General features: G+C 53.5%; 26 protein-coding genes. 5 read left to right on the plus strand and 21 right to left on the minus strand.

Annotated features, from left to right (window positions below; translation table 11 throughout):
• Nucleotides 1-227 precede the first annotated feature (227 nt).
• The 13 genes from rfbD to KW062_RS19970 form a co-directional block, all read right to left on the minus strand.
• On the minus strand, nt 228-1130 hold the full coding sequence (gene rfbD / locus KW062_RS19910; protein ID WP_105754544.1) for a dTDP-4-dehydrorhamnose reductase: 903 nt from the start codon (nt 1128-1130) through the stop codon (nt 228-230).
• Nucleotides 1127-1672: a dTDP-4-dehydrorhamnose 3,5-epimerase gene (rfbC, locus tag KW062_RS19915; protein WP_027617933.1), complete on the minus strand. Its 546-nt coding sequence runs from the start codon at nt 1670-1672 to the stop codon at nt 1127-1129. The genes rfbD and rfbC overlap by 4 nt, the downstream gene beginning before the upstream one ends.
• Complete coding sequence (rfbA, locus tag KW062_RS19920; RefSeq protein WP_105754543.1) at nt 1669-2547, minus strand: glucose-1-phosphate thymidylyltransferase RfbA; 879 nt, start codon at nt 2545-2547, stop codon at nt 1669-1671. The genes rfbC and rfbA overlap by 4 nt, the downstream gene beginning before the upstream one ends.
• A 22-nt stretch (nt 2548-2569) precedes the next feature.
• The gene (gene rfbB / locus KW062_RS19925; protein ID WP_105754542.1) at nt 2570-3667 is read right to left on the minus strand and encodes a dTDP-glucose 4,6-dehydratase; all 1098 of its coding nucleotides are present in this window, start codon (nt 3665-3667) and stop codon (nt 2570-2572) included.
• Between the two features lie 65 nt (nt 3668-3732).
• Complete coding sequence (locus KW062_RS19930) at nt 3733-5076, minus strand: UDP-glucose dehydrogenase family protein (protein ID WP_027617936.1); 1344 nt, start codon at nt 5074-5076, stop codon at nt 3733-3735.
• Nucleotides 5073-5891, minus strand: a complete 819-nt coding sequence (locus KW062_RS19935) for a glycosyltransferase (RefSeq protein WP_105754541.1) — start codon at nt 5889-5891, stop codon at nt 5073-5075. Before KW062_RS19935 ends, KW062_RS19930 begins: the two co-directional genes overlap by 4 nt.
• On the minus strand, nt 5888-7015 hold the full coding sequence (locus tag KW062_RS19940; RefSeq protein WP_105754540.1) for a glycosyltransferase: 1128 nt from the start codon (nt 7013-7015) through the stop codon (nt 5888-5890). Before KW062_RS19940 ends, KW062_RS19935 begins: the two co-directional genes overlap by 4 nt.
• Nucleotides 7012-8265, minus strand: a complete 1254-nt coding sequence (locus KW062_RS19945; protein ID WP_105754539.1) for an O-antigen polymerase — start codon at nt 8263-8265, stop codon at nt 7012-7014. Before KW062_RS19945 ends, KW062_RS19940 begins: the two co-directional genes overlap by 4 nt.
• Nucleotides 8262-9218, minus strand: a complete 957-nt coding sequence (locus tag KW062_RS19950; RefSeq protein WP_146118214.1) for a hypothetical protein — start codon at nt 9216-9218, stop codon at nt 8262-8264. The genes KW062_RS19945 and KW062_RS19950 overlap by 4 nt, the downstream gene beginning before the upstream one ends.
• A gap of 115 nt (nt 9219-9333) precedes the next feature.
• Nucleotides 9334-9789, minus strand: a complete 456-nt coding sequence (locus KW062_RS19955; protein WP_081786319.1) for a serine O-acetyltransferase — start codon at nt 9787-9789, stop codon at nt 9334-9336.
• A complete protein-coding gene (locus KW062_RS19960) occupies nt 9790-10791 on the minus strand; it encodes an NAD-dependent epimerase (protein ID WP_105754556.1) in 1002 nt (333 codons plus the stop codon).
• 209 nt (nt 10792-11000) lie between these two features.
• Nucleotides 11001-13229 carry a polysaccharide biosynthesis tyrosine autokinase gene (locus KW062_RS19965; RefSeq protein WP_105754537.1) on the minus strand — a complete coding sequence of 743 codons (2229 nt, stop codon included), beginning with the start codon at nt 13227-13229 and terminating at the stop codon, nt 11001-11003.
• Between the two features lie 39 nt (nt 13230-13268).
• Nucleotides 13269-13712, minus strand: coding sequence for a low molecular weight protein-tyrosine-phosphatase (locus KW062_RS19970; RefSeq protein WP_027617943.1), 444 nt, complete (start codon nt 13710-13712; stop codon nt 13269-13271).
• 388 nt (nt 13713-14100) lie between these two features.
• Between KW062_RS19970 and galU the strand changes: the two genes are divergently transcribed.
• Nucleotides 14101-14934 carry a UTP--glucose-1-phosphate uridylyltransferase GalU gene (gene galU, locus KW062_RS19975; RefSeq protein ID WP_027617944.1) on the plus strand — a complete coding sequence of 278 codons (834 nt, stop codon included), beginning with the start codon at nt 14101-14103 and terminating at the stop codon, nt 14932-14934.
• A gap of 58 nt (nt 14935-14992) precedes the next feature.
• Complete coding sequence (locus KW062_RS19980) at nt 14993-15427, plus strand: mannose-1-phosphate guanylyltransferase (protein ID WP_146118213.1); 435 nt, start codon at nt 14993-14995, stop codon at nt 15425-15427.
• Here the strand turns inward: KW062_RS19980 and KW062_RS19985 are convergent.
• From KW062_RS19985 to KW062_RS19995, 3 genes are all read right to left on the minus strand, one after another.
• Nucleotides 15420-17030: a right-handed parallel beta-helix repeat-containing protein gene (locus KW062_RS19985; protein WP_027617946.1), complete on the minus strand. Its 1611-nt coding sequence runs from the start codon at nt 17028-17030 to the stop codon at nt 15420-15422. The genes KW062_RS19980 and KW062_RS19985 overlap by 8 nt on opposite strands.
• A gap of 5 nt (nt 17031-17035) precedes the next feature.
• Nucleotides 17036-18799 carry a hypothetical protein gene (locus tag KW062_RS19990; protein ID WP_027617947.1) on the minus strand — a complete coding sequence of 588 codons (1764 nt, stop codon included), beginning with the start codon at nt 18797-18799 and terminating at the stop codon, nt 17036-17038.
• 162 nt (nt 18800-18961) lie between these two features.
• Entirely contained in the window at nt 18962-19342 is a 381-nt protein-coding gene (locus tag KW062_RS19995) for a hypothetical protein (protein WP_256350830.1), read from the minus strand.
• Nucleotides 19343-19814: 472 nt separating this feature from the next.
• Here KW062_RS19995 and tal point away from each other — a divergent pair, with 472 nt between their 5' ends.
• A complete protein-coding gene (gene tal, locus KW062_RS20000) occupies nt 19815-20741 on the plus strand; it encodes a transaldolase (RefSeq protein ID WP_105754535.1) in 927 nt (308 codons plus the stop codon).
• An 83-nt stretch (nt 20742-20824) separates the two neighbouring features.
• Here the strand turns inward: tal and rssC are convergent, their stop codons facing one another.
• The 3 genes from rssC to KW062_RS20015 all read right to left on the minus strand — a co-directional run bounded on the left by rssC (nt 20825) and on the right by KW062_RS20015 (nt 23491).
• Nucleotides 20825-21307, minus strand: a complete 483-nt coding sequence (gene rssC / locus KW062_RS20005) for an anti-sigma factor antagonist RssC (protein ID WP_027617950.1) — start codon at nt 21305-21307, stop codon at nt 20825-20827.
• Complete coding sequence (gene rssB, locus KW062_RS20010; RefSeq protein ID WP_105754534.1) at nt 21304-22488, minus strand: two-component system response regulator RssB; 1185 nt, start codon at nt 22486-22488, stop codon at nt 21304-21306. Before rssB ends, rssC begins: the two co-directional genes overlap by 4 nt.
• A 313-nt stretch (nt 22489-22801) precedes the next feature.
• Nucleotides 22802-23491, minus strand: coding sequence for an MlaA family lipoprotein (locus tag KW062_RS20015; protein WP_027617952.1), 690 nt, complete (start codon nt 23489-23491; stop codon nt 22802-22804).
• 191 nt (nt 23492-23682) lie between these two features.
• On the opposite strand from KW062_RS20015, the gene KW062_RS20020 reads away from it, so the two are divergent.
• Together KW062_RS20020 and KW062_RS20025 are read left to right on the plus strand one after the other, a co-directional pair.
• Complete coding sequence (locus KW062_RS20020) at nt 23683-24303, plus strand: phosphatase (protein ID WP_105754554.1); 621 nt, start codon at nt 23683-23685, stop codon at nt 24301-24303.
• 121 nt (nt 24304-24424) lie between these two features.
• The gene (locus tag KW062_RS20025; RefSeq protein WP_027617954.1) at nt 24425-24688 is read left to right on the plus strand and encodes a DUF4404 family protein; all 264 of its coding nucleotides are present in this window, start codon (nt 24425-24427) and stop codon (nt 24686-24688) included.
• A 143-nt stretch (nt 24689-24831) separates the two neighbouring features.
• On the opposite strand, the gene queF is transcribed toward KW062_RS20025, so the two are convergent.
• Nucleotides 24832-25662 carry an NADPH-dependent 7-cyano-7-deazaguanine reductase QueF gene (queF, locus tag KW062_RS20030; protein ID WP_027617955.1) on the minus strand — a complete coding sequence of 277 codons (831 nt, stop codon included), beginning with the start codon at nt 25660-25662 and terminating at the stop codon, nt 24832-24834.
• Between the two features lie 61 nt (nt 25663-25723).
• Complete coding sequence (copI, locus tag KW062_RS20035) at nt 25724-26269, minus strand: copper-resistant cuproprotein CopI (protein WP_105754533.1); 546 nt, start codon at nt 26267-26269, stop codon at nt 25724-25726.
• Nucleotides 26270-26420 lie beyond the last annotated feature (151 nt).

Genomic DNA, 26420 nt, shown 5'->3' on the forward strand with positions numbered 1-26420 from the left:
TTTACATCCGTTCTGCATCTACCTTAGACAGATCATGTCACTGACAAAACATCTATGCCACTGATTGCACAGCACTTCGCCAAGCGCTTTCGATCAAGCCAGAAGCAATGGTTTTTATAACATCTGCAGTTTTTCCAACAAACTCAGCGGCTTCGTGGCTACTTAATGCGTCCAGCACCTGAATTAATGGCAGAGCGCCTGAAGCAATTGTTATTAATGGTCGGACTTTATTGAGCGTTTTCAGCCGTTGAACGCCCGCTCAACTGATGCAGCACCCGCACAAGCTCATCCTCCCAATGACGGTGGGGAAGTCCGTGCGTCTGCGTCAACTTTGTACAATCGAGCACCGACCAGGTTGGCCGCTTGGCGGGAGTGGGATAGCGTGCGGTCGATATCGCCTGTACATCAGGGATTTTTTCCAGCAAACCAAGGCTGACCGCCTGATTGAAGATTGCCCTGGCAAAGTCGTACCAGGTGCAGGCGGGCTGGCCACTGAAGTGATACACCCCCCACTCCAGTTTCCCTTCCCGCTGGAAGATCGCGGCCAATGACCAAAGCGTATCGGCAATACTGCCTGCAGAAGTGGGCCCGCCACGCTGGTCATCCACGACAGACAGGCTGTCCCGTTCAGCGCCCAGGCGGAGCATGGTTTTGACGAAGTTATTGCCGTGGGCACCGAACACCCAGCTGGTTCGCAGAACGATATGGCGTGAGCAGTTCAGCGCCAATTGATGTTCGCCAGCCAGCTTGCTGGAACCGTAGACGCCGGTCGGTTGCGTAACATCATCAGGCGTGTACGGACGATCATGCTCACCGCTGAACACGTAGTCGGTGGATATATGCAGCAGCGGGATGCCGTGTTTTTCCGCCGTCGCAGCGAGAAGTCCGACCCCATCAGCGTTCACCGCATAAGCACGCTCAATTTCAGATTCAGCCTTGTCTACTGCCGTATAGGCCGCGGCATTAATGACCAGCTCAGGCTTGACTGCATCGAACACCGCCTGAACCTGAGCAGCATCGCAGACATCAAGCTCCTGCGAACCATAACCCAACACGGTGAAGCCTGCCGGCGCGCGCCGCAGCAGTTCGTAGCCAACCTGCCCATGGGCGCCCGTCACCAACACTCTCATACTGACTCCCTGCCCATCAGGCTGCGCAAGCTTGGGTTAGCCTTGTCTTTATCCGAAAGACTGGGTTGCTGGATCGGCCAGGTAATCTTCACATCCGGATCGTTCCAGATCAGGCCGCCTTCGTCCGTGGGGTCGTAAAGATCGGTGCATTTGTATTGAAAGTCCGCGACATCGCTCAATACGCAGAATCCGTGAGCGTAACCAGGGGGAATCCACAGTTGGTGATGATTGTCGGCGGTGAGTTCCACCCCCACGAACTGACCGCAGGTTGGAGACTCAGGATTGATATCGACCGCTACATCGTAAACGGCGCCGCGCGTGACGCGGACCAGCTTGCCCTGTGGCCGTTTACGCTGAAAATGCAGGCCGCGCAGTACGCCTTTGCGAGACCGCGAATGGTTGTCCTGGACAAAGGGCAGCTCAATGCCGATCTCTCGATAGCGTGGCGCCTGATAGCACTCGACGAAAAACCCCCGCGCATCGCCAAACACTTTGGGCTCAATGACAAGAACCCCGGGTAAATGCGTCTGGATGACCTTCATCGGCAGGGCCTCGCTGATAACAAGCCGGCGAGGTATTGACCATACCCGGTCTTGTGCAGCGCAGTCGCCAACCTGTCCAGTTCAGCGGCACTCAACCAGCCTTGGTTGAACGCGACTTCTTCCAGGCACGCCACTTTCAAGCCCTGACGCGATTCGATGGTCTGCACGAAATGCCCGGCCTCCATCAACGAATCATGGGTGCCGGTGTCGAGCCAGGCAAAGCCGCGGCCCAATACGCTGACATGCAAGTCGCCGCGTTGCAGGTAGGCGTTGTTGATGTCGGTTATTTCCAACTCGCCGCGATGGGAAGGCTTCACTCCCTTGGCGATCTGCACCACATCGTTATCGTAGAAATAAAGGCCGGTTACCGCGTAGTTGGATTTCGGTTGTTTGGGCTTTTCCTCGATGGAAATGGCTTTGCCATGCTCATCAAACTCCACCACGCCAAATCGCTCGGGATCAACTACGTGATAGCCGAACACTGTCGCACCGGACTGGCGACTGGCTGCTTCGATCAGGTTGGCGCTAAAGCCATGCCCATAGAAGATGTTATCGCCCAGAACCAGTGCGACGTTACTGTCACCGATAAAGGATTCGCCGATGATAAAGGCCTGGGCCAGACCGTCTGGAGTCGGCTGCTCGGCGTACTGAAGCTCAATACCGAAAGACGAACCGTCGCCCAACAGGTTCCGAAAATTGGGCAGGTCCTCGGGCGTGGAAATAATCAGAACTTCGCGTATGCCTGCCAGCATCAATACCGACAACGGATAATAGATCATCGGTTTATCGTAGACGGGTAACAACTGCTTGGAAACACCGCGGGTGATCGGGTGCAAACGTGTACCGGATCCACCTGCAAGAATAATACCTTTCATGTAAAGCTCCTTGATCCCAGGGTCAGCGATCGGCCATATCAGAGGTCACGCCCAGGCGACCAAGGCGGTAGTTCCCGCTCAATACCTGTTCCCACCACGGGTGATTATTCAAGTACCAGGTCACCGTTTTACGAATTCCGCTTTCGAATGTTTCCTTGGGTACCCATGACAGTTGGTTCTTTATTTTGCTGGCATCGATGGCGTAGCGACGGTCATGGCCGGACCGGTCTTTGACAAAAGTCATGAATTTTTTATAAGACACTCGCACTTCATTCTCGCGAGCTGAACCCAGCGGGATGAGTTCGTCCAACAACTCACAAATCGTCTCAACCACCTGCAGGTTGGTCTTTTCGTTATGTCCGCCGATGTTGTAGGTTTCGCCAACCGCACCTCGACTGACCACCTCCACCAACGCTCGGGCATGATCCTCGACATACAACCAATCACGCACTTGAGCGCCGTCACCATAAATGGGGATGGGCTTGCCATGTAACGCGTTCAGGATGACATGGGGGATCAACTTCTCGGGAAAGTGATAGGGACCGTAATTATTGGAGCAGTTGGTGACAATGACCGGCAGCCCGTAAGTTCTGTGCCAGGCCCTGACCAAATGGTCGGACGCGGCCTTGGAAGCCGAATATGGGGAGCTCGGAGCGTAAGGTGTCTCCTCGGTAAAGAGATCCTCAGTGCCCTCCAGATCGCCATACACTTCATCAGTGGATATATGGTGAAAGCGGAAGTCCTGCCGGCGCTCGGGATCAAGTTTTAGCCAATAAGCTTTGGCCACCTCCAATAAGGTGAAGGTGCCAACGATATTGGTTTGGATAAATGCACCCGGGCCATCGATGGAGCGATCGACATGGGATTCCGCAGCAAGGTGCATGACCGCGTCTGGCTGGAACTGCTCGAAAACGGTCTGCAGCGCCATCCGATCACATATATCGACCTGATAGAAACTGTAGCCAGGTAAATGGCTGACCGACGCCAAAGACTCGGTATTGCCGGCATAAGTCAACTTGTCGATATTTCCAACGGTATAGTCGCCGTTCTGCAGCAGATGCCGTATGACCGCAGAGCCGATGAACCCTGCGCCACCGGTCACTAAGATACGTTGTTTCATGGACTCACATCCTGATGAACTATAAAGATACGTTCAGGCCATTCCGACTCGACCAGGGCCATCCCTTAGATAACCGGCCGTACCGACAGGCCGCGACCAATGCCGTAGTACTGGAAGCCTTGCTTGGCCACACGGGCGGGATCGAAGATATTGCGCCCATCGAAAATCACAGGATCTTTCAACGACCTCTTGATTACTTCAAAGTCAGGCGCTTTGAAGTCTTGCCATTCCGTAACAATAATCAGGCAGTCGGCGCCCTGCAGGGCTGCTTCCTTAGTCCCCATCAAACGCAAGTTTGGATGTGAAGGATAAAGATGCTGCGCCTCTTCCATTGCCTTCGGATCATAAGCTTGTACGTTCGCTCCAGCCTCCCACAGCAAGCTCATGAGCTCCAGGCTTGAGGCTTCGCGCATGTCATCGGTGTTGGGTTTAAACGCCAGGCCCCATAGCGCGAATGTTTTGCCGCGCAAATCCTTCCCATAATGGAACTGGACGTGCTCGAACAGTTTCCTTTTCTGGTTCCTGTTAACGGTTTCAACTGCATTGAGAATGTGCGGGACGAAGTTCATCTGTTGCGCACTGTGCTCCAGGGCTTTCACGTCCTTGGGGAAGCACGATCCGCCGTAGCCACAACCCGGGTAAATGAACTGGTAACCAATGCGCGGATCCGCGCCGATACCTTTACGAACAGATTCAATATCTGCTCCCAACAGCTCGGCAAGATTGGCTATCTCGTTCATGAAAGAAATTTTTGTGGCGAGCAGGCAGTTGGCGGTGTATTTCGTCAACTCCGCACTGCGAACGTCCATGACGATGATTTTTTCGTGATTACGGCTGAACGGCTCATACAACTCGCGCATCATATCGATGACGTAGTTGCTGTCCGTACCAATGATAATTCGGTCCGGCTTCTGGCAGTCGCTGACCGCCGAGCCTTCTTTCAGGAACTCCGGATTGGACACGACATGAAAGTCGAAAGCGCACTCTTTGGCGCTCAGCACCTCGGAAATGCGCTGTTTGACCTTGTCCGCAGTCCCCACAGGAACGGTGGACTTGTTGATGACCAGTTTTTTATCACGCATGTGCGTGGCAATGGTTTCCGCTACCGCCAGAACGTATTGAAGATCGGCGCTACCATCCTCACCTGGCGGCGTGCCGACCGCAATGAACTGAATTTCGGCAAACTCAACACCCTCAGCAGGATCGGTAGTGAAAATCAGGCGCCCCGCCTCGTAGTTCTTCTTGACCAGCGCAGACAGGCCCGGCTCATAAATTGGAATAATGCCATCGATGAGTTTAGCTACTTTGTTTTCGTCCTTATCAACACAGCAGACTGTGTGCCCGGCATCCGCGAGAACAGTTGCCTGAACCAGACCGACATAGCCAGTGCCAAAAACTGTTAATTTCATGGATTAGTCCTTTTGGTAGTAGAGAAACTCTTCAAGTAATAAATCGTCATGTCGACCAGATGACTGCGGAATGCCTTCGACTTGAAGACAGCCTTGATCCCTCCCGCACTCGCGCGGATCCCATCGGAAAGCGCATGAGCGTCACAGTTGATCGCCGTCTGATAGCCCATCTGTTTCGCGCGACGGGAAAACTCTGGCTCGCACATGAACAGGAAAAAGTCCTCACAGACGCCGTTCAACGCTCTCCAGACGTCGCCTTTTACCACCCAGTAAGAACTTTGCACCCAGTCGACAATGTGCAGTCCAGAGGTCTTGCCATTCACTTCCGTACATTCGTAACTGTCTCGCGCGCCACTGAACAAGCTGGCAAACACGCGAGGAGCACGTCGGGCAAACTGGCTGGCGAGACTCGGGTAAGTTCTTGCTACCAGTTCGACATTGCCGCGATCATCCACTTGCTTGATACCGACGATACCGATGCCTTGTTCTTTCTGGAGTATCTCTACGGATTGCTTGATACAGTCGTCGGAAGAAAGAATCAGATCAGGATTAAGCAAAACCATGTAATCGGAGGAAAAATCGATGGAAAGATTTGTCGCCTTGGTGTAACCACGATTATGCGATGAGCGCACCAGAGCAATATTACTTTTCTGACTGATGTATTCATTCAATCGGTTAAAGTTATCGTCGTCGACGCTATTATCGAAAACAGTCACCTGACAACTGCTGAAAAGACTTTGCCGTTCCAGCGCCTTCAGGCTTTCAATCAGCCTCGGTGCCTTGAAGTAATCGACAATGGATACATGAATTTTCATGCTGGCGAGTCCTTGCGCCCCAACAGAGCGTTGTATTCATTGATCAGGATATTGGTGACACCTTCCCAGTCATTGGAAAAATCGTCTTTCAACCGAGGCTTATAATCATCCTGCAGGGCGAGTTTTACGCAGTTAAGAATATCGGCCTGGGTACAGTCGGGTTCCAGTCTGAGGGGCGGCGACGAGAAGTAATCGAACAAGGCTGAAGCGGCCGACACGATGGGCTTGCATCCCAGAGACGTCGCCTCCAGATCCACTTGAGAAACCACCTCAAACCATGAGTTCGATAGGTTTATCTTTGACCTTTTATAATGGTAGGCAAGCTGTTCCTGTTTCAGTTCGCCAAGGTATTCAAGATTGGGGCTGGCCTCGACGATTGACTTGAATTTCTCGCAGTACTTCGCGTGATTGGTGTTTTCTTTACCCGCGAATACGACCCGGTAATGTGTACCGCTGAACGCCTTGGCGATCTTCAGAATGTTTTTTCTGGGCTCAATGCGCCCGACCACCATGACATCTATGTCACGGGACGCGGATTGGTTGCCGACACCATGGCTGAAGGTCAATGCGTTAGGTATGACTTTTACCTTGTCAGGCGGCAACCGATCGGTGACGTCGGTTCTTATGTTGCCGAGTTCACTCTCCGACAACGGAAAGATTCTCGCCGAACGCTCGACCAGCCTCTTGTTTATCCCCAATGGCGTGCTGCTGTAGGCCAGCACATTACGGACACTCTTGAACTTAATGAACTCTTTGGCAAAGGAACTGAGCATCAGGTACGCGTCGTAACTTAAAAACCTGCCCAGGAGCCCGGCACTGAAATACTGCACCATGTATTTCTTTTCATGGTGAATGGGCGAAAAGCAGATCGGCACTTTCCTGTTCAGTGCCCAGGTCAGATACCGATAGTTTTCGTACGGTGTTTGCATATTGAACATATGCATGACATCCGGCGTGGTGTCGCGAATAGCCAATTCACCAGGATCGGTCACCACATTGACCAAAAAGCCCCTGGCCTCAAGGTGAGACTTATACTTATAGACCTTGCCTGAGTCGCCACCTGGTTTCTCGGGAGCATCGCGCCTGAGACAAAAAAGAATCTCGACTTTTTTTTCTGGACTCATAGGGCATACCTCACACTTGAATGCTTCCTTGACAGCACGATTTTCACCGAGGCCAAATAAAATATAAAAAACGAGAAGAACAGCGGAACCAGGGTGTTCAGCAAGTCTCCACGAATAATATTGGTGCCTCTGAATAGAAAGATCAGACCCAGCACAGAGTAGATACCCCCTGTCCGAAACAGCTTTTCAATAAGCTGACTCAAACAAAACAACAGCCCTCCGGCGCTGAGCACGCCAAACCAGCGAAAGTTTATATAGGCCTCGCCTATCAATGACGCGGTGATCTCGGCGCCGCTGTCAATCAATCGTTCATAGAAAAATTCCTGGGTGAAGTAGCGATTGCCCGAGATGGGTTTTTCGCTCCAAATCACGCGAGGGATCAAAAAAGTAAAGGCCGCCAGATACGTCTGAGCCGGGCCGATATCCTGTTGCATAATCAAAGAACTGGAGTCGAACGTTACAAAGTCCGGAGAAACAAACACATTGAGCTCTTCTTGTTCGCCCCGCGTAAAGTCCCGGTACAGTGTGGAAAGGCTGAATAGGACAACGCAGGCCAACACCAATTTGACAATGGTTTTCTTGCTTAACTTGCTCCGCCTTTTACGCTGAGCGTTGTGTATCACCAGGTAAAATATGCAAGGCAAGATGCAGTTCAGGACCAGGGTCGAGCGACTGCCCGAGATAAGGCTTGCACAGAAGGTCAGTATCAAGACCACGATGAAAAACAGCCGAAGGGCAAGTGATCTGGACCAGATGGCCCCGGTGAAGGATAAGACCGACAGTGCCGGTGCGGTGTACAGGGCGATACCTGCGAGCAGGTTATCTTCAAAAAAGCTCTGTCTATTGCTCAACATTGAAGCGAGCGAATACTTCTGCATGCTGACCGCTACCACGCCACTCAGAAAAAGTGTGTACAACACACAGACCGCGATAAATTTCCCGGTGATGCTCACTTGAAAACTCGATTCCAGTATTCGAGTTCTTTTGCTGAAAAATATCGTTAAAAAACTGTAGACCATCAAGGTCAGTAGACAAAAGACGGCGACACTGGCATTCGATACCGAATCCGCTGGCATTTTTGGATAGGTCGCAGAGAAAAACAGATATTGATAATCGTCTGTGAAATAACCATCGACCAAATAAGAAAGAATTAGAAAAACCGAAAACCACAGATACGTTATCGACTTTTTTGTTGCATAGGTGATGTACACGACAAAAATCGAAATCACCAGGAGGACGACGAATATCATTGCGCGTCACCCACCATGCAGAACACACTGACACAATACAAGCATGACAATGTCATCACGTTGTAAATCAGAAAGGCGTCGAGGGGTGATAAATTCAGCCACGGCCGCAATGTAAACATGGCAATTAGCAGCGAACCCGCCCCAATAACGTAAACAATGTAGGACTTGGATTTAAGATGTAAAAATGCCGAGAACACTGGACAGGTGATCGCAATCACAGCAGATGCCAGAATCTTCAGGTGCGGCGACAATGTGTTGAAAGCCAGGACGAATGCAATAACCAGCAGCACATAAGCACAGGTAAAGGTTTTTAAATTGAACAGTCCCAGCGCACCGTCACCATCATTAATTCTTGTGTACACAAAATTGGTGACGACAAAACCCGCCCCTGCCGCCACGACACTGAAGGCTATCAGCAAGTTATGAACCAATTCGAAGTCCGCGGTACCTGCATACAAGTCGCGCACGATATTGATATCGTTTCTGTATATCAACGACAGAGCGATCCCGGAAAAAATCGTCGCCAGTCCCAAATAAATATTTTGGTTCGCAGGCAGACCAACCTGCTCTTGCGAACGACTAATAACCGAGAGCAAGCCAGTAATCACCACCGCGGTCACTATCAACGTCGGTACTGACAAGGCACGGGTCAATATCAGGATCAAAATGCAGGCACCGATCGTCATGTAACGAAACGACGTCAGCGCCTGGAACTTCCATTTGTTTTGACTGGTGAGGTTAAAGGCCACTTTATGTGAAAGAAAATAACCGCATATCGCACCAATACCGGTCAAGATAAAATTTTCCACCATGCTGCCTGTCAGTAGTTGGCTGGCAGCCACCAACACACCCAGGCAAACCGCCAGGATTATCCCTGGGCTAGCGGTTTTCGACACATAGACCTGCACCCCCACAGCCTGGCCCACTTGAATACCGGTCAACAAAAAGGTCACTGATACAACACCCTGCTCAGTTATATAGTGACTACCCGTCAACCTTCCGGCGAGGTAGATAACCAAGTACACCGACACCAGATTAAATGCAGAGCATGCGAGAAACACAGCTCTTCTAACCGCGGTATGTCGTCTCGGGTGGTAGGCTTCTATCCACAAAACTGTTTGCTCCTATCACTGCATGTGCGCCGATCGTGACATTTCCTACAACTACAGAGTTCGGGTAAATCGTCACGCCATCCTGGAGCGTGGGATACCCTCTCTTGTTACCGATTGTGCATCCCTGATAGAGCGTTAAATTCTTTCCAATCACACTTCCCGAACCAATGACTATCGACACCGGGTGTGGCAAATGCAGCCCTGCTTCAATTGACGCGCCATAGCCAACATCGATGGAATGCTTGGCAATCAACAGATTCCTGCTCAAGATATGCACCAGCTTGTTTTTCGACGCGGCAAGCCTCACCAGTAATGATGCATGGATGCTGGGGTTCAACAGTGACTTCAATACTGATTTGAAACCGGCATTACCATACACAGCGCGAATATCGCTTCTAATCAACGCAAACACTTAATGCTTTCCGTAAAAATCGGAATACCAACGCACAAACCGCTGCATTCCCTCTTCGATGGATACAACAGGTCGGTAACCGATGGCGTTGACCAACTCGTCGGTGTCCGCGTGGGTGGTATAAACATCGCCAGGCTGCATAGGCAGGAATTTCTTGATTGCCTTTTTCCCGGCACTGCTTTCAATGGCTTCGATAAACCGGGCCAAGGAAACAGGGGCGCCATTGCCGATGTTATAGACCCTATACGGCGCGCTGCTCTTATCCGGACTGGACATATCAAACTTGTCTTTTACCGGCAGCACATCCTGGATGCGAATAATGGATTCAACGATGTCATCGATATAGGTAAAGTCGCGAGACAGGTTTCCGTTGTTGTAAACCTCGATTTCCTTGCCCTCGATGATCGACTTCGTGAACTTGAAAGGCGCCATGTCGGGCCGTCCCCACGGGCCATAAACAGTGAAGAATCGCAGGCCAGTGACCGGAATATTAAAAAGGTGTGAATAGGTATGAGCCATCAGCTCATTGGATCTTTTCGTAGCGGCATACAATGAGATGGGGTGATCGACCGCCGATGATGTCTGGTAGGGCGTCGTATTGCTGGTGCCGTACACTGAACTGCTGGAGGCGTATACCAGATGCTCTATTCCGTTATTCCTGCAACCTTCAAGGATATTGAGGAATCCGTTGATATTGGAGTCCAAATACGCGTGCGGGTTGTCAATCGAATATCTAACACCTGCCTGGGCAGCGAGGTGAATCACTCGGTCGAATGGATACTCATGAAAAATGTGTGCAATCGCATTACCGTCGGAGAGATCAGTTTTGAAAAAGGTGAAGTTTTCCAGAGCCCTCAAAGGCTCGAGTCGCGCGTTCTTCAGTGTAGGGTCATAGTACGAGTTCACGTTGTCGATCCCGACTACCTCATGCCCTGCAGCACACAACTTATGGGCTACGGCACTTCCGATAAACCCTGCAGCACCCGTCACTAGATACTTCATCATCTCACCCTTATTACCGTCACTCTTACAGAGCAATTGGAGTTGAAGTCATTTCAACCGGGACAGCCGAATACCGATCACTAAAATCCGCACACGCTACCGCCCCAGGGTTTAACATCAGTATCCTGAGAACGGTATTTCAATGGCTTCAGAGCTAATTAAAAATTCTAAACAGATAAATGACGATCAAACCGCTCCGTCCAACTTAATCAGGCGCTGTCGGATTTGTAATCGTAGTGGTAATACCCGTAATCACCGTAACCATAAGCCGATGCGCGCTTTTCGACACCGTTGAATATCGCGCCTTTGAGCTCAATACCGTTCTGCGCGAAACGACGCATGGTCAGTTGTATTTCACGCGCGGGGTTCAGGCCAAATCGAGTGACAATAAGGTTTGTGCCTGACAGACGACCCACAATCGCAGCATCCGTCACAGCAAGTAAGGGTGGCGTGTCCAATATCACCAGATCGTATCGGCTGCTTACTTCGTCCAAGAACGCTGTAAAATTCGCTTTCATCAAAAGTTCAGATGGATTGGGTGGGATTCGTCCCCGGGAAATGAAGTCGAATCCACTGACTGACGTTGGATGGATAGCCGTATCCAGGGAGCATTGTCGGGACAGAACGTCGGAAAGCCCATTCTCCGAACCTGTCCCGAGCAACTTGTGCAGGTAGCCTTTGCGCATGTCCACGTCGACCAACAACACTCGACGACCCGCCTGGGCGATAACGGCCGCCAGGTTTCCCGAAACAAAGGTCTTACCCACCGCCGGACTTGGGCCGGAAATCATCAGTCGATTATTCTTCGCTTCCAGCGTTGCAAAGTGCAGGCTGGTACGCAGGCTGCGCAGGGCTTCAATCGCGAGATCCGTAGGGTGGTCCATCGCCAGCAGATGCATCGACTTGCTCGCACTTGCCCGACTACGCGACAACTTATCGTCTTCGGTTTTCTGCAAGGCGCTGTACGGGATGGACGCATAAACCGGCAACCCAAGTTGCTCAATGGCTTCCGGTGATTCCAGCCCACGATTCAGGGCTTTGCGAAGCAAAACCAGTGCAATTGCGAAAAAGGCACCCAACAAGGTCATGGTCAGTACGAACAGTGCCTTTTGAGGTTTGACCGGTTTACTTTGATCAACATCAGCCTCGTCGATCAAATGCACATTACCCACGGTCCCGGCACGCATCACGTCCAGTTCCTGAGACTTGTTCAGCAGTTGGGTATAGATTTCGTTACCCACCTGGACATCACGGGTAAGACTGAACAGCTCTTTCTGTGTGGCTGGCAGCCCCTCGACTTTTTTGATTAAGGAGCTTTGCTTGGAAGTGAGTTCCGCAAGCTGCGTCATCAATGCGCGATACGCTGGATGTTGCCCGGTAAACTTACGATCCATCTCGGCACGCTGAAGCTTCAACGTCGAAATGCTCGAGTCCAGTGCAACAATCTGGTCCAGAATGGCTTTGGTTTCCAGGCTGATATCAATCGACTTGCTGTGAATCTGGTATTCATTGAGCGCTTTCTCGGCTTTCTCCAGATCCCTCTTGACCACTGGCAGCTGTTCTCTCAGGAAGTCCAGGCTGGCAGCCGCCTCTGCTGACGTACGATCAATATTCTGCCGTACGTACAACCTTATGATTTCGTTAAGCGTGCGGATCGCTCGGTCGGCATCAGTGTCCTCCAGAGCAAGGGAAAGGATGCCCGAATCCTTGCCCCGCTCGAATACATCGAGGACCTTTTGATACTCGATGATTGTGGCCATACGCGGCTGGCGAGTAACGGTAAACTCTGCCCCCGGATTGGCGCTGAGGGCTTTGACACTGATCTTCAAACCGTCCTGGTCGAAAGCTTCGCCAACACTGCTGCTGGCGAGCGTGTTGCCGTCCTCATCGAGCACGGTGTAGGTACCATTGTCACCTGCAACAAACGTCATCGGCTCGCCCAGCAAAGCTTGTGGAACCTGCAGCTCGGAAATAACCAGTTCTTCGCCACCCCACGTGAAACTGTTAAAGCCGAACCAGGGCGCGGCGACCTCTTGCGGGCGATCGGGTTCGAAACGACGAGCGATGAACGCGCCAATCACCGGAAAGTAATTGGGTTCAACTTCGACATCCAGATTCAGATTATCAATGGCCTTGCCCAATACAGAGCGGGACTTGATCAACTCAATCTCGGTCACGGAAGGCGACTCCTGTCCCAACATACTGCTTATGTTGGAAAAGCCGAGCATGTCATTCTTTTTGGCTTCCACTTGCACCAGTGCGTTGGCTCTATATACAGGTGTCGAAAGAACAGCATACGCGGCCCCCGCCACCATAAATGCACCTGCCACCATGGCAATTAATAGTTTGTGATCGATGAGCGTCCCGACCAGGCCGAGCAGATCAATCTCATTACTACTGTCTTCCTGAACATTGAGTACTGGCGCTTGTTGCTGCATAAGTGGATTTCTTTGCCTTGAAACAATTCTAGAAAATGGTCAGCAGCGTACGAGACGCTGTGCCCAGGCATTTACCGCTTCTTCGATCAACGCTATGGCGTGTTTAAAAGCAGGCTCGCCTTGACGATAGGGATCACTGATTTCACGATCCTCCTGCCACTTACCCAAGAGGACTACCTTGCCTCGCGCTTCCGGGGCGATGGCCAGCACCGCAGATACATGCTTGCGCTCCATCACCAGAATCAGATCCGCCCACTTCACACATTCAGGGGTCAATTGCTTACCCTTGTGATCAATCTCCAGATGCTCGCGTTCTGCGAGCAGTTTGTGCGCGGTTGGCTCAATGGAGCCGCCGACCAAGGCCGCTATACCTGCCGACCTGACCTCGACGTCACTGTCCTTTAACCTGTCGCGCAACAGTATTTCTGCAGTCGGACTGCGGCAGATATTGCCGATGCAGACAATCAGAACTTTCTTTAACACGGCAACCTCCCTGGATCCGCAACCCTTTACGCTTCGTATAGATGGCAATTCCTGGCCTTGAGCGCCGCGAGCTTCTTGCTTGCGCGTTCAGAACAATTACCAAACCTCAGAAAACTGGAAGGTACGCCACAATAAACGGTGAACAATCACACACAGCGATTCACGGGTGTATTTAATGCCATAACATCCGAATCAGGTCCACTTACAATAACGGACAGTAAATAACAGCCCACACAGAAAGCAGACCGAATTTAACATCTGGTATTTTCCGCGTGCTTTTACTTTACGCAATATGCTATCTAATCGACGAGCAGATTAAATCATTTAAACGCCAGTTCCCTATATATAAATAACATTATCAACATCCACTTTATAACAGAGACCTTACATGATCCGTAAATGCCTCTTTCCCGCAGCCGGCTACGGCACACGTTTCCTACCCGCGACAAAGGCCATGCCCAAGGAAATGCTGCCTGTGGTGAATAAGCCTCTGATTCAGTACGGCGTGGAGGAAGCCAGGGCTGCGGGGTTGCAGCACATGGCGATCGTTACCGGGCGAGGTAAGCGCGCACTGGAAGATCATTTTGATATCAGTTACGAACTGGAACATCAGATTCGCGGTAGCGAAAAAGAAAAGTTTTTGTCTGGCACACGAGAGCTGATGGAGGCTTGCACCTTTTCCTACACTCGCCAGGTGCAGATGATGGGCCTGGGGCATGCGATTTTGTCAGGACAGCCCTTGATCGGCGACGAGCCCTTTGCCGTGGTGCTGGCTGATGACCTGTGCCTGAACCTGGAAGGAGAAGGTGTTCTGTCGCAGATGATCGCTCTGTATAAGCAGTTCCGATGCTCCATCGTCGCCATTCAGGAAGTCCCTGCCGACCAGACCCACAAATATGGCGTGATTGCCGGCGAGCCCATTCGTGATGACCTCTTCCGTGTCAGCCACATGGTCGAGAAGCCCCAACCGGAGGACGCGCCATCGAACCTGGCGATCATTGGCCGTTACATTCTCACGCCGGATATCTTTGACCTCATCGCCGACACCGAACCCGGCAAAGGTGGCGAAATCCAGATTACCGACGCGCTGATGAAGCAGGCGCAAAAAGGCTGTGTACTTGCCTATAAGTTCAAGGGACAGCGATTCGACTGCGGCGGCGCAGAGGGCTATATAGAAGCGACTAATTTTTGCTACGAGCATTTGTACAAGAAAGGCCTGTAACAAGGATCTTGGGCTATGGGTCGGCAGTTCAGCGCGGCCCACATTGACAGGGAACATCATGAACGCTTCCAGATCACCGATCGATTTCGCCAGCCAATCATTGGACTCCATTGCACCGGGAAACAGGGTTATTGGGCACAGGTGCGCCGAAGGCAGCAGTGGATTGATGGCCTGGTTGCGATCCTATGAACCCCAATGCCCCTCGCCCCACTCCAAATGGCTGGTCGAGCGCATCGGCATTTTTCCATCTTCCGGAAACATCCGATGCAGGGTTCGCTGTACGTCGACCGTACTTGAGAACCTTCGCTCTGTTTACGCTAATGGGGTGTTGGACATGGAGGAAAAGGACGGGTTAAGCATGACGTTCGCTGAGTGGCGTTTCAGGATTGGCCTTCTCGATAACAACCACGAAATGCTGCTGACCGTTGAAAGTCGGGGCGACGTCTCATTGATGAAGGCGAAAACGGCGGAGTTGTTGGAAAGAATCAGTTGAGCGTGTTCTCCTCTTCTATCGAGCCTTCCCCTCGAAGGGAAAGTGGAGCGGCGTAGTTGTGACTGATGCGGTTGCGCAGGATCAGATTTCCACGAGATCCGCGGTCCTCTACGATTCCGTACTTGTTGCTCAAACAACTCACGCCCTCGACCCTGACCCCGTTGGCGTTCGCCAGTCTAAGCCCGGTAGACAGGCATTCGGATAAAAACCCACCCATAACCATACCCTGGCTTGCAGGCTTGCCTGGCGAACCAAGCTGAATGCCATGCTGCCAGGTCCGCTTGACGATAGGGTTGGTTATCCAGAAACGCTCAGTGTTTTGCAACGTGACACCGGATGACAGATCGACACCTTGCCCACGAAGGTTATGGATTTGCAGATTGTCCAGTCGAACCCCGTTTGAATCTTCGATCAGCACACCTCGCTGTGCATCGAGTGCCTGGAAATTGTCGATCTGCACATCCCTGCAACTGATCATCCTTGCACAATAATCGCCATTTTCCTCGCAGCGACCAATGAGATTGGAGACCTTGATATCCGAGATTTTTTGGGTAAGTCCTTCATCCGAAAAATAGAATGCAAAACCACCTTGATGGATCCGGCCAACCTTACCCTCTACTCCGTTGATAGTGATGTGCCGTATGGCGCTGCTGATGCCTGCGCGCACATGCAGTTTGATCAGACTCGACTGCGCAGAATCGAGTGTGTTGTTCACAACGGTGGCGTATTCAATATCCCCGGACTCATCGACGCCCGGCACCTCTTGGGTGAATGCGATACAGTCATCCCCCGTGCGCACACGATTGTTGGCCACCACGATGTTCCTGGACTGACCTTTAAAATGCCATCCGTCCGTCAAGACTTCGGTACTTTCGACATCGGTATCATTGCCGTAAATCAGTACGCGGCTGCAGTTCTGAAATTTCGTCGTCCAGTCCGAGTACGTGTTGCGAATCCTGATATTGACAACCGAAACCAGGCTGCTGTTAAAAAACACAATGTGTTTGCCCACTCTCCCGGACCTGGATTTGATAACACCTCCACCAAAAACCAGCACATTGGAAACGCCCTTGCGGTCGCCTTTGTTTTTTATCGTGCCGGCGAAAGTGCCGAGACTGTTAAAGTCTTTCAGCAGCGTTGTTTGCGCAGGAATATACAATCTCGAATGACTCCCCAACTCCAGCGGCTGAGTCAGTCGAAGCATTCCTGGAGGCAACACACAGATCAGGCCTCGCGTTTCCGCGCAGTCGATTGCCGCCTGAATCGCGTGACTCCAATTCCAGCCAGCTCTGTCATGAGCCGCCTTTTTTTCGATCAAATGCTCAAACTGCCTCACTTCAACATGCTGTGATTGAAGAGCATCCGTCTCACTCTCGATGGCCCGCGTCAATGAACGGCTCGCCCAGCCGAGATTCACGCCTTGATCCGCCTTAATCAGATCCTGGGCGAACGCTGAAGACGCATTATCTGCCGGAACCAAAGGAAGCTGGGTGTCAGCACGGGATTGCTGGATTCGCCCTGCCCCGGTAAACAACCCGGCGCTGGCAACACCTGCTATTCGTATAAAAGCACGCCGGGTTAATGATGCACACACTTCGTTCATACCGTTTAAACACAGACCGGATTGAACTGCTCATGATCGAAAGTTTGCCCAGAGAGTCGGGTGAAAGCGCACTTATAGTGAATGATTTTCGAGCCTTCAGCGGTTACCGCATCATAATCAGCGCGGCCACGTATTTTTATCCCCACGCAATAGATCGTTGCACCTTGTGCTGATTGGACGTGGCGAGGAACGGATATTTTCAACGAATCTTCGAGTAAACAGCCAACGTTATAGGAGACGGTGTTGATATTCACATCCTCCAGATTCGGACCTTCATTGCGCGCGTAATGCCCATTAATACGCAAAATCTTGCCTCCATCGTGAAGGGACGAGCCCTGGTTGTTGCCCTCCCCCGTGGCCCCATTGTCACGACCGACGCAATCAATCTCTACGTGCCATCCGCAGTTCTGCAATATTGCATTCCATTGGTGATAATTGAATCCATCGCGCTTGGATTTGAATGCAGTACAGCGCAGGAACAGGGTGTTTCCACCTTCCGATCGGAAGCTCCCTCCTCCGGACACTCCAAAACTTTCGCTATAGCCAAAAGCACAATCAACAGCGACCCATAGAGGGGTCATGTTCTCCGCTGTGGCGCGCGTGAGGACATTCTGCACACCCAAAAAATTCAAACCCTCGGTATAGAGTTTGTAAGGCCCAGTCACCCGAAACGTTGAGTCTTGAAAAATCCGGATGTCCACGTCGGGCGCACGACCATCAACCGTCATCAGGTAGACTTTCCCATCCAGAAAGCAGGCCGAACCTGGCGTCTGTGCAACGGCCTCCGCGCTGGCCAGCACTGCGTATTGCATAAAGTCGCCATTTCGATCCTTGTATTTGGAATCCCAGGCGAAACGCCCGTTCGCCGTGTTGCTTACCGAGGTGGAATAGAGGCCCGGGTGAGTCGGTTCAGCCGCCCAGGACAGGTTGAACGAGCAGCCGAAAATATTCGCCGCACCGCCACCCAGCACGCTGATTGAAATATTCCGGGGAAGAACAAACTCACCCACGGCGTTACCGATACGCGGATAGTCACCCGGTTGGAGGACAACTTCGACCACATCCGGCTTTGCCAATGCGGCCTGCAGGCTATTCACCGCAGTTGCAAAAGTCAGTCCGTCGTTGCTGGATGCCCCGCCCGTATGCCGAACGTAATAGCGTTTACCCACAGGCTTGATCGCCCGTGCATCATAGTCAGTCGCGCCTGAGCCATCCGCATTCATATAGACGGCATGGGGCCAGAATGAAGTGATGGACGAAGGCAATGTCAGCCGTCCAAAAGCATCGACGTCATAAACCCGAAAGTAGCCGTTAGTCAGTCTGGTTTTATTACCAATGAAATTGACGTTCGATGCGCCCACCAATGTACCGACGGTATAAGTCGTGTTGTCGGCCAGACGAACCCATTTGATGCCGTTCGCCATGGCGTAGGCAATAACGGCGTTAATGGCGACGGTATTGTCGCCGACACCGGTCGCACCAAAATCACGGGCATCGAGAATATCACTCAGTTTTTGCTCAAGATTACGCGACTTGAACCCCACCAGCGCCGCGCCCTTGTTCGGTTCGATAGCATCCTGCAAATTAATCGCCAACTGTGCACCGGTGTCTGTTGTGGGTACCAACACCGCCGGATTGCCCGTCGCATCGAAGCCCATGACCATGTTAGCCCTGGACAACGCATCCGGTAGTTCATTCAATACTTCTCCAACAGGTGCCCGGACGGTTTGGAGGATATCAATTGTCGTGTTGATCTCATGCGCAGACATCACAAATTGCTCCATTTCTTACATGTATTTGAAACAGCACGCTAGCAATCTGAGGCTATCAACCAAACATGACTAAAGCCCGACAATTAATCTCGCTTTTACAGACCGAACATAACAGTGCGCCCTCACTCGAGGCCTGAGCGATAATCTTTTTCTCTGCACCTAAGTATGAGGCGAATTATTCAAAAAGCACTTCAAGCGCTTTTCCACGACAGCCACCGAGTAACTGGCTATATGCAACGCCACGCCGTCCTCGACCAGCGCGTTCAATAATGCGTTCTGCGCCTCAAAGCGCAGATCACGATTTTGCTTGCGGGTGACGTGCATTTGATCGATCAGTATGTCTGTCACCAGATAAGGGTCACTGCGTCTCAACCGACTCAACCAGACAGGCAGCCTCCTGGACGACTGGCCGAGCCCCATTATCCCTGAAGTCACCGGCGAAGACGGTTCTTTGGAAACCAGGACAATCTCTTCAAATAGGTCGGTCAGCTTCCTTAAAACATAATCCAGCATCAACTTGTCAAAGGCTTCCACACACATCCACCTCTTCCTTCAGGTCGTGAGGCCATTGTCGGCGAAACACACTTTCCAGCCTGACCATACGCCTAATTACATGACCCTGCCGGACGCATTCTAACAAGCGCTTCACGGCTATTTAGTTCAACTTCAACGGTACACTTTCAAGAGGGTCGACATTTATTAACGGCGACATTCAGCATTAGATATTTACCCCATTGCGGCGCGACTCTATACTTGCGCACACCCAGAACAGGCCAGGTGTTTTTCCCGTTACTTGAGGGTGGGTGTTAATTCAACGGCATCCCTGATCGGTTCGCTCAAATCCGTTATGAGGTCAACCGTCTACCAGGTTGAACCTGTGCGCCCGCCTGGCATCAAAAGAGTCACACCGTTTCCAGGGGTATGCCGCTATTGCGTGGCCTGCCCCTCCATACCCTTGAGTGGCCGTCGACGCTCGGGTAATGTCATCAGACCCACAGGACAGAGCACGCCCATGACTTCCAAGCTGGAACAACTTAAACGATTCACCACCGTGGTCGCTGATACCGGCGACTTCGAAGCCATCGCCCGCGTCAAACCGGTGGACGCAACCACCAACCCTTCGCTGCTGCTAAAGGCCGCCGCGATCTCTGGCTACGCTGAACTGTTGAATAACAGTGTCAAGGACTGCAAGGGTGATGTCGGCTTGGCCAGCGACCGTTTTGCCGTCGCGGTGGGTCAGGAAATCCTCAAAGTGATTCCGGGGCGCATTTCCACTGAAGTGGATGCGCGCCTGTCGTTCGACACCGAGGCGATGCTCAAGCGCGGCCATCGCCTGATCGACCTGTACGAGCAGGCCGGCATTGGCCGTGACCGTGTATTGATCAAGATCGCGTCCACCTGGGAAGGCATCCGCGCCGCCGAGCAACTGGAACGCGAAGGCATCCAGACCAACCTGACCCTGCTGTTCTCCTTTGCCCAAGCGGTGGCCTGCGCCGAAGCCGGGGTGTTCCTGATTTCGCCGTTCGTGGGACGCATCTACGACTGGTACAAGAAATCCACCGGCAACGAATACACCGGTGCCGACGATCCCGGCGTGCAATCGGTATCGCGTATCTACAACTACTACAAGGCCAACGACTACAAAACCGTGGTCATGGGTGCGAGCTTCCGCAATCTCAACCAGATCGAGCAACTGGCTGGCTGCGATCGCCTGACCATTAGCCCGGACCTGATCGAGAAGCTGGCGGCGGACACCGGCGCGCTCGAGCGTAAACTGGCTCCTGGCCATGCTGGCGAAGCACGCCAGAGCCTCAACGAAGCCCAGTTCCGTTGGGCCTCCAACGAAGACGCCATGGCCACCGAGAAGCTGGCTGAAGGCATTCGCCAGTTCGCCCGCGACCAGGAGAAACTGGAGGCGCTGCTGCAGGCCAAGCTGTAAGGCCAGACAAGCGCAACAAAAAAGGCGAACCTGATGTGGTTCGCCTTTTTTATGCGGGATAGGTTGTGATGAGCGTCGCGGGCTCAGTGCCTCTCCAATGCATTCACCAAATCATGAAACGCCTCACGATTGGACTCATTCAAGCCCATCAGGATTTTGTGCGCTTCCAGCACCTTGATCCGCACCACTTCTTCGGACTGGTCCTGATCTGGCAAGTCGTCCAGACATTCAGGGCACGGTACAGGCTGGTCAACAATGTTGAACACCTGCTCGAAGCCCATGGACTCCAACAACCGGGTGATGTCTTCATGGGTGGTGACGACCGTCGGCAGCAGGCCGACTTTTTGCCGCGACAGGATCGACAGCTTGGCCAACAGGCCCAGCGTGGTGCTGTCAATGCTGCGGGTTTCAGTCAGGTCAATCACGATCGCGTTGAAGTTCACCGCAGTGAAGATCCGTTCTATCGTTGCATCCAGCGCCGAACACAGGGTCAGGCGCACTTCACCGACGAACTTCAGGACAAAGGTGCCGTCCTGCTCGGCGAACTGGATTCTACCGGTACTCATTGAAGATTCCTGCTCAACACTAACAGGGCGATATCATCCGGCATCTCCCCTAGCGTGGCCAATCCAAAAACCTGCCGCAGACCATCCAGGCTGCCGCCCGCCGACTTGACCCGCTGGGGCAAGGCAGCTTCTTTCTCTTTGAGTGTAGGCTCTGGCAAAAGGTCCAGAATGCCGTCGGACATCAGCGTCAGGCTGAACACCGGCGGCAGCTTGATAACGTGATCCTCGTAGGTGGCCTCATTGAACAGGCCCACCGGAAGTCCGCGTCCTTCGAGATAACCAACACTCTCTGGCGTATACAACACAGGCAACGGCAGGTGGCCACCGATGCTATAGGTCAACAAGCCTGTCTCCTCGTCGATGACTCCACCGACCATCGTGACATGTTTGCCCAGCTTACAGCTGATCAGGCCCCGGTTGATATGCCCGAGCACCTCTGATGGGGTAAATTCTGGCAACGTGCCATTACGCTTGGACTCGAACAGCAAGCGTGTGGTCATGAACTTGAGCAGTACCGTGACGAACGCCGATGATGCGCCATGCCCGGAAACGTCCGCCAGATAGAATGCGACCCGACGCTCGTCGACCCGGAAGTAATCGACAAAATCACCGGAGAGGTACAGCGACGGAATGATCTGGTGCGCGAAGGTGAAGTCGTCGATGGTCCAGGGGCTGACCGGCAGCATGTTCATCTGCACCTGGCGCCCGGCGTTCTGGTCTTCCTGCAGCAGGTTGAGGCTGGCTTCGAGCTCGCGGTTGGCGGTTTCGAGCTTGGTCCGGTAACGCTGGTTTTCCAGCAGCAGCCGCGCGCGATCCAGGGCCCGGCGTACCGAATGTTCAAGGACGGCCAAATCTTCCAGCGGCTTGATCAGGTAGTCCGCAGCACCCAGGCGCAGCGCTTCAACCGCGTCGTTCATGACGCCAGCACCGGACACCACGATCACCGGCGTCTGCGGCGAAAGATCGGTGACCTGACGAATGAGCTCAAGGCCGCCCATCTGCGGCATGCGCAGATCGCAGATCACCAGGTCAGGATGGCGTTGCTCGAATACCTCTAGACCTTGCAAGCCATTGCCGGCCTGCAGGACGCTGAACCCACTGTCTTCCAAATAGGCCGCGAGACTCGCGCGCACTACTTCGTCGTCATCGATTAACAGCAGCGTGGCACTGGTTTTCTGCATGTGGGCAAACGGCGCCAGAATTAGGTTGGCGTAGCTGGCGGGGCAATCGGCCCGGCACACACTACTGGATTCGCTTTCTAGCCTCTCTAATGCACTGCTTTCGAGCATTCGCCCTACACGCCTGTTCATCAGAGGTGCCCTTCTAAGGCGCAGACGGTACTCCCATCCGCGAGGCGTTTCAAGCTCACACCGATGGTCATCACCGGCAGTTATAAGAAGGACAAATTTCGCGACAAAAAGGAAGGGTCGAACGCTCGCTTCAAAAGCACGGAAGGCGGCCCGCTGGCCGCCTTCCTTTCACCTTGGCAGTGACTTAGAAATCGTCTTCTACCTGGCCGTCCTTGACCTTGAATTCGCGGTTCTGCAGGTAGGCATTACGGATGAAGACGTACTTGTCGCCATTGATCAGTTTCTCGGCCGACAGCAGGCTGGCACGGGTGTCGATCACCTCCATGCCGAGCATCATGTTGCGCGCCGGAACGTCGTGCATGTAGCGGTAGGGTTCGGCGTAGGAATCGACGTAGCGCGACGGTGCATCACGCAGCGTGCTCGGACCGAAGAACGGCAGCATCACGTAAGGACCGCTGGGCATACCCCAGTAGCCGAGGGTCTGGCCGAAATCTTCGTCATTGCGCTGCAGGCCCATTTTGGTGCCGACGTCGAAGAAGCCTGCCAGGCCGAGGGTGGTGTTCATCAGCAAGCGGGCGGTGTCGATACCAGCGGCACGCGGCTTGGCCTGCAGGATGTCGTTGGCCAGGTTGCCGACGTCACCGATGTTGCGGAACATGTTGTGGATGCCGTCTTCGAGAAATTGCGGCGTGACGAACTGGTAACCCTGGGCCAGCGGCTTGAGGGCGTAGGTATCGAGCACGTCGTTGAATTTGTAGATGGGGCGGTTAATGCTTTCCCAAGGGTCTTCTTCGGTGGCAGCCTGAGTGGCGAACGGGACCAATAGAACACCCGCAAACAGACTTAGTCGAGCCAGGCAATTGCTCCAGCGCATAGAGAAAACTCCTTGGATTGTACTGACGCGAGTGCAGACCCACGCGATTAAGCTGACGAGTATAAGTCGTAAGCCGACTTTCTGGGAATTACCCTACAGGGATCAGGTGTTTGCCTGATGCATGTCAGTTGCCTGTCATCTAACCGTCACGGGAGCCACCTATGCTCCGTGGTTATTTCAGGGACGTTGAAATGCCCCAGGTCCAGACGCACTCCCAGCCCCTGCCGCAACCGACTGCCGTGCTCTTTGGCCTGAGCGGCTGCCTCGTCGACTTCGGCGCCCAGAGCCGCCACCAGCGCCTCGATAGCGCCCAGCACGGGCTGCTGACGCCGGGCGCCGAGCACGCCCTGCTCTCGCTGCAGCGTCAAGGCATCCCCTGCGCGTGGCTGGATGACTTGTCATTGACCCACAGCCAGTCGCTGGCCGGTGCATTGCCGGACTGGATTGGCGCCACCCCACGCTCGCCGAACGCCGGCCAATGGCCCGCTCCTGATGCCTGCTGGCAATCATTGATGAGCCTCAATATCGATCGTCTCGACGGCTGCGTGCTGGTCAGCGGCGAACCACTGCTGCTGCAATCGGCTCTCAACGCCGGTCTGTGGACCATTGGCCTGGCGTCCTACGGCTCACTCTGCGGACTCGCGCCCGCACAATGGCAGGCGCTCAGCCAGCAGGAGCGCGAACTCAAGCGCGGCAAGGCCACCCTGCAATTGTTCAGCCTCGGCGTTCATTCAGTGATCGACCACCTGGGCGAACTCGATACCTGCCTGTCCGACATTGGGCTGCGTCGACGCAAGGGCGAGAAGCCCTGAAAGGCTCCTTTGATCAAGATCATGCACGTTGCTCGCCGGTGGATTAATCTAAAGGTCAGAGATAGACCTTTGGATCAACGCTGCGGTCTATGCCAGTGCCTATCGAGAAAAGGAAAAAACCATGCCTGCCCGCGAACTGCAAACACAGCTCGAAACCCTGCGCGCACAACTGGAGCAGAATCCGCCGCTTACGCTTGAGCAGCGCGAAGGGCTGCAGCAGTTGATGGAGGAGATTGAAGCGCAGATTAGATTGGAAGCTGCCACCCAGGACACCAGCCTCGTCGACAACGTCAACCTCGCCGTGGATCGCTTTGAGCTGGAACACCCTGCGGTGGCCGCCACCTTGCGCAATATCGTCCAGACATTGGGCAATATTGGGATTTAATCCAAAAACAGGGGCTGTACTGGCTTATGTGGGAGCGAGCCTGCTCGCGAAGGACTTGAGGACGCCGCGGACATTCAGGATGCCCGCGTCATCGTTAAAGACTTTTCGCGAGCAGGCTCGCTCCAGGGTTCCGTATCAGTAAACTATTGACGCACCAACCGTAGATTCGGCAACTGCAGCGCTTCAGTGCTGCGGTAGGGGTTGATGTCCAGGCCGCCACGTCGCACATAGCGCGCATAAACCGTCAACTTTTCCGGTTTCAGCAAACGCTGCAGGTCGAGGAAGATCCGCTCGACACATTGCTCATGGAAGTCCGAATGCTGGCGAAAGCTCACCAGGTAGGCCAACAGGCTGGCGTGATCGAGCGCCGCGCCGCGATATTCCACCGCAACACTGCCCCAGTCCGGCTGGCTGGTAACCGGGCAGTTGGATTTGAGCAGATGGCTGTGCAGGCTTTCTTCGACGATGCGCGAATCGTCACATCGCAGCAGTTCCGGGCGCGGTTGCTCGTAGTCGCTGACGCTGATATCCAGATCATCAATGCACACACCCGGCAAGGCCACCACACCTTCGGCCTGCACCTCGGCGAGGCTGCGGATGCGCACACCGACCGGCTTGCCGGCGGCAGCGGAAAGATCCTTGACCAGGGTTGCCTGCAGGGTTTGCGTATCGGCAAAAGGCGTCTGGTTCAGCGAATTCAGGTACAGCTTGAACGACTTGGACTCGATGATATTCGGCGAGTCGGCGGGAATGCTGAACTCGCCAATGGCCACCACCGGCTTGCCCGACGGCAACAGCCAGGAAAGCTCGAAGCAGTTCCAGAAATCCACGCCCTGGTACGGCAGAGTCTCGGCCGTCAGCCCCAATTCCGCCCATTTTGCGGTGCGCGGAATCGGGAACAACAAGGACGGTGTGTAGGTGGCGATGTATTCGCTGGATTTGCCCAGCGGCGAGTGTTCGGCTGCGGGATGCATGACGGAAACCTGACTGAAGAATCAGCCGATTCTATCAGCCTTTGCCCGCCGCTTTGAGTGCTTACTGACTGACCGTCAGTTTTCCCACCATCCCGGACTGGTAATGCCCGGGAATGTTGCAGGCAAATTCCAACTGACTGGCCTGCTTGAAGGTCCAGGTCAACTCACCGGTCTTGCCTGGCTCCACCAGCACACTGTTCGGGTCGTCGTGCTTCATTGCGCCGTGATCCATGCCAGCCATCGAGCCATGGCCCATGGCGGCATGATCCATGGGCGCGGCTTTCAGGGCTGTCGGCGTGAGCGCACCGGATTCTTGCATCTTGAGCATTTCCACCTGGTGTGCGGCGTGCATCGCCGTGTCGCCCAGGTTGAACTCGTGGAGCAATTGGCCTTTATTGATCAGCACAAAGCGAATGGTTTCGCCGGCCTTGATCTGCAGCGCCTTTGGATTGAAAGACATATCGCCCATGACGATTTCTACCGTTCTTGTCGCCTTGGCCGCCGGTGCCGGCGCGCCGAATGCGTAGCTCTGGGCTGGCGAAGCCAACACCGGGAAGCTCAACGCCAACAGGCAGCCCGCGAGGATCAATCGATTGCGCAAAAACATGGTCATACTCCAACAAGAAGAGGTTCAGCCTGTGGGAAACTCTAGGGCCGTGGCGCTGCCAGTTGGCTGACGCGCAGATTACAACTTTGTCAGGTTGCACGGCAGGCACGCTCTGCGCGCTATAAAGCAACCGCCCCCTCCCCCCAGAGCC

This window comes from Pseudomonas fluorescens (assembly GCF_019212185.1).
Lineage (GTDB): Bacteria > Pseudomonadota > Gammaproteobacteria > Pseudomonadales > Pseudomonadaceae > Aquipseudomonas.

Excerpts from the sequence above, each read along its gene's own strand:
- rfbA (WP_105754543.1), bottom strand. The coding sequence starts at position 2,547 with ATGAAAGGTATTATTCTTGCAGGTGGATCCGGTACACGTTTGCACCCG.
- KW062_RS20025 (WP_027617954.1), top strand. The coding sequence starts at position 24,425 with ATGCCTGCCCGCGAACTGCAAACACAGCTCGAAACCCTGCGCGCACAA.
- KW062_RS19980 (WP_146118213.1), top strand. The coding sequence starts at position 14,993 with ATGAACGCTTCCAGATCACCGATCGATTTCGCCAGCCAATCATTGGAC.
- KW062_RS20020 (WP_105754554.1), top strand. The coding sequence starts at position 23,683 with ATGCCCCAGGTCCAGACGCACTCCCAGCCCCTGCCGCAACCGACTGCC.
- copI (WP_105754533.1), bottom strand. The coding sequence starts at position 26,269 with ATGTTTTTGCGCAATCGATTGATCCTCGCGGGCTGCCTGTTGGCGTTG.
- KW062_RS19995 (WP_256350830.1), bottom strand. The coding sequence starts at position 19,342 with ATGTGTGTGGAAGCCTTTGACAAGTTGATGCTGGATTATGTTTTAAGG.
- rfbC (WP_027617933.1), bottom strand. The coding sequence starts at position 1,672 with ATGAAGGTCATCCAGACGCATTTACCCGGGGTTCTTGTCATTGAGCCC.
- rfbD (WP_105754544.1), bottom strand. The coding sequence starts at position 1,130 with ATGAGAGTGTTGGTGACGGGCGCCCATGGGCAGGTTGGCTACGAACTG.
- KW062_RS19935 (WP_105754541.1), bottom strand. The coding sequence starts at position 5,891 with ATGAAAATTCATGTATCCATTGTCGATTACTTCAAGGCACCGAGGCTG.
- queF (WP_027617955.1), bottom strand. The coding sequence starts at position 25,662 with ATGCATCCCGCAGCCGAACACTCGCCGCTGGGCAAATCCAGCGAATAC.
- KW062_RS19965 (WP_105754537.1), bottom strand. The coding sequence starts at position 13,229 with ATGCAGCAACAAGCGCCAGTACTCAATGTTCAGGAAGACAGTAGTAAT.
- KW062_RS19990 (WP_027617947.1), bottom strand. The coding sequence starts at position 18,799 with ATGTCTGCGCATGAGATCAACACGACAATTGATATCCTCCAAACCGTC.
- rfbB (WP_105754542.1), bottom strand. The coding sequence starts at position 3,667 with ATGAAACAACGTATCTTAGTGACCGGTGGCGCAGGGTTCATCGGCTCT.
- KW062_RS19940 (WP_105754540.1), bottom strand. The coding sequence starts at position 7,015 with ATGAGTCCAGAAAAAAAAGTCGAGATTCTTTTTTGTCTCAGGCGCGAT.
- galU (WP_027617944.1), top strand. The coding sequence starts at position 14,101 with ATGATCCGTAAATGCCTCTTTCCCGCAGCCGGCTACGGCACACGTTTC.
- KW062_RS20015 (WP_027617952.1), bottom strand. The coding sequence starts at position 23,491 with ATGCGCTGGAGCAATTGCCTGGCTCGACTAAGTCTGTTTGCGGGTGTT.
- KW062_RS19945 (WP_105754539.1), bottom strand. The coding sequence starts at position 8,265 with ATGATATTCGTCGTCCTCCTGGTGATTTCGATTTTTGTCGTGTACATC.
- KW062_RS19930 (WP_027617936.1), bottom strand. The coding sequence starts at position 5,076 with ATGAAATTAACAGTTTTTGGCACTGGCTATGTCGGTCTGGTTCAGGCA.
- KW062_RS19960 (WP_105754556.1), bottom strand. The coding sequence starts at position 10,791 with ATGAAGTATCTAGTGACGGGTGCTGCAGGGTTTATCGGAAGTGCCGTA.
- rssB (WP_105754534.1), bottom strand. The coding sequence starts at position 22,488 with ATGCAGAAAACCAGTGCCACGCTGCTGTTAATCGATGACGACGAAGTA.
- KW062_RS19985 (WP_027617946.1), bottom strand. The coding sequence starts at position 17,030 with ATGAACGAAGTGTGTGCATCATTAACCCGGCGTGCTTTTATACGAATA.
- rssC (WP_027617950.1), bottom strand. The coding sequence starts at position 21,307 with ATGAGTACCGGTAGAATCCAGTTCGCCGAGCAGGACGGCACCTTTGTC.
- tal (WP_105754535.1), top strand. The coding sequence starts at position 19,815 with ATGACTTCCAAGCTGGAACAACTTAAACGATTCACCACCGTGGTCGCT.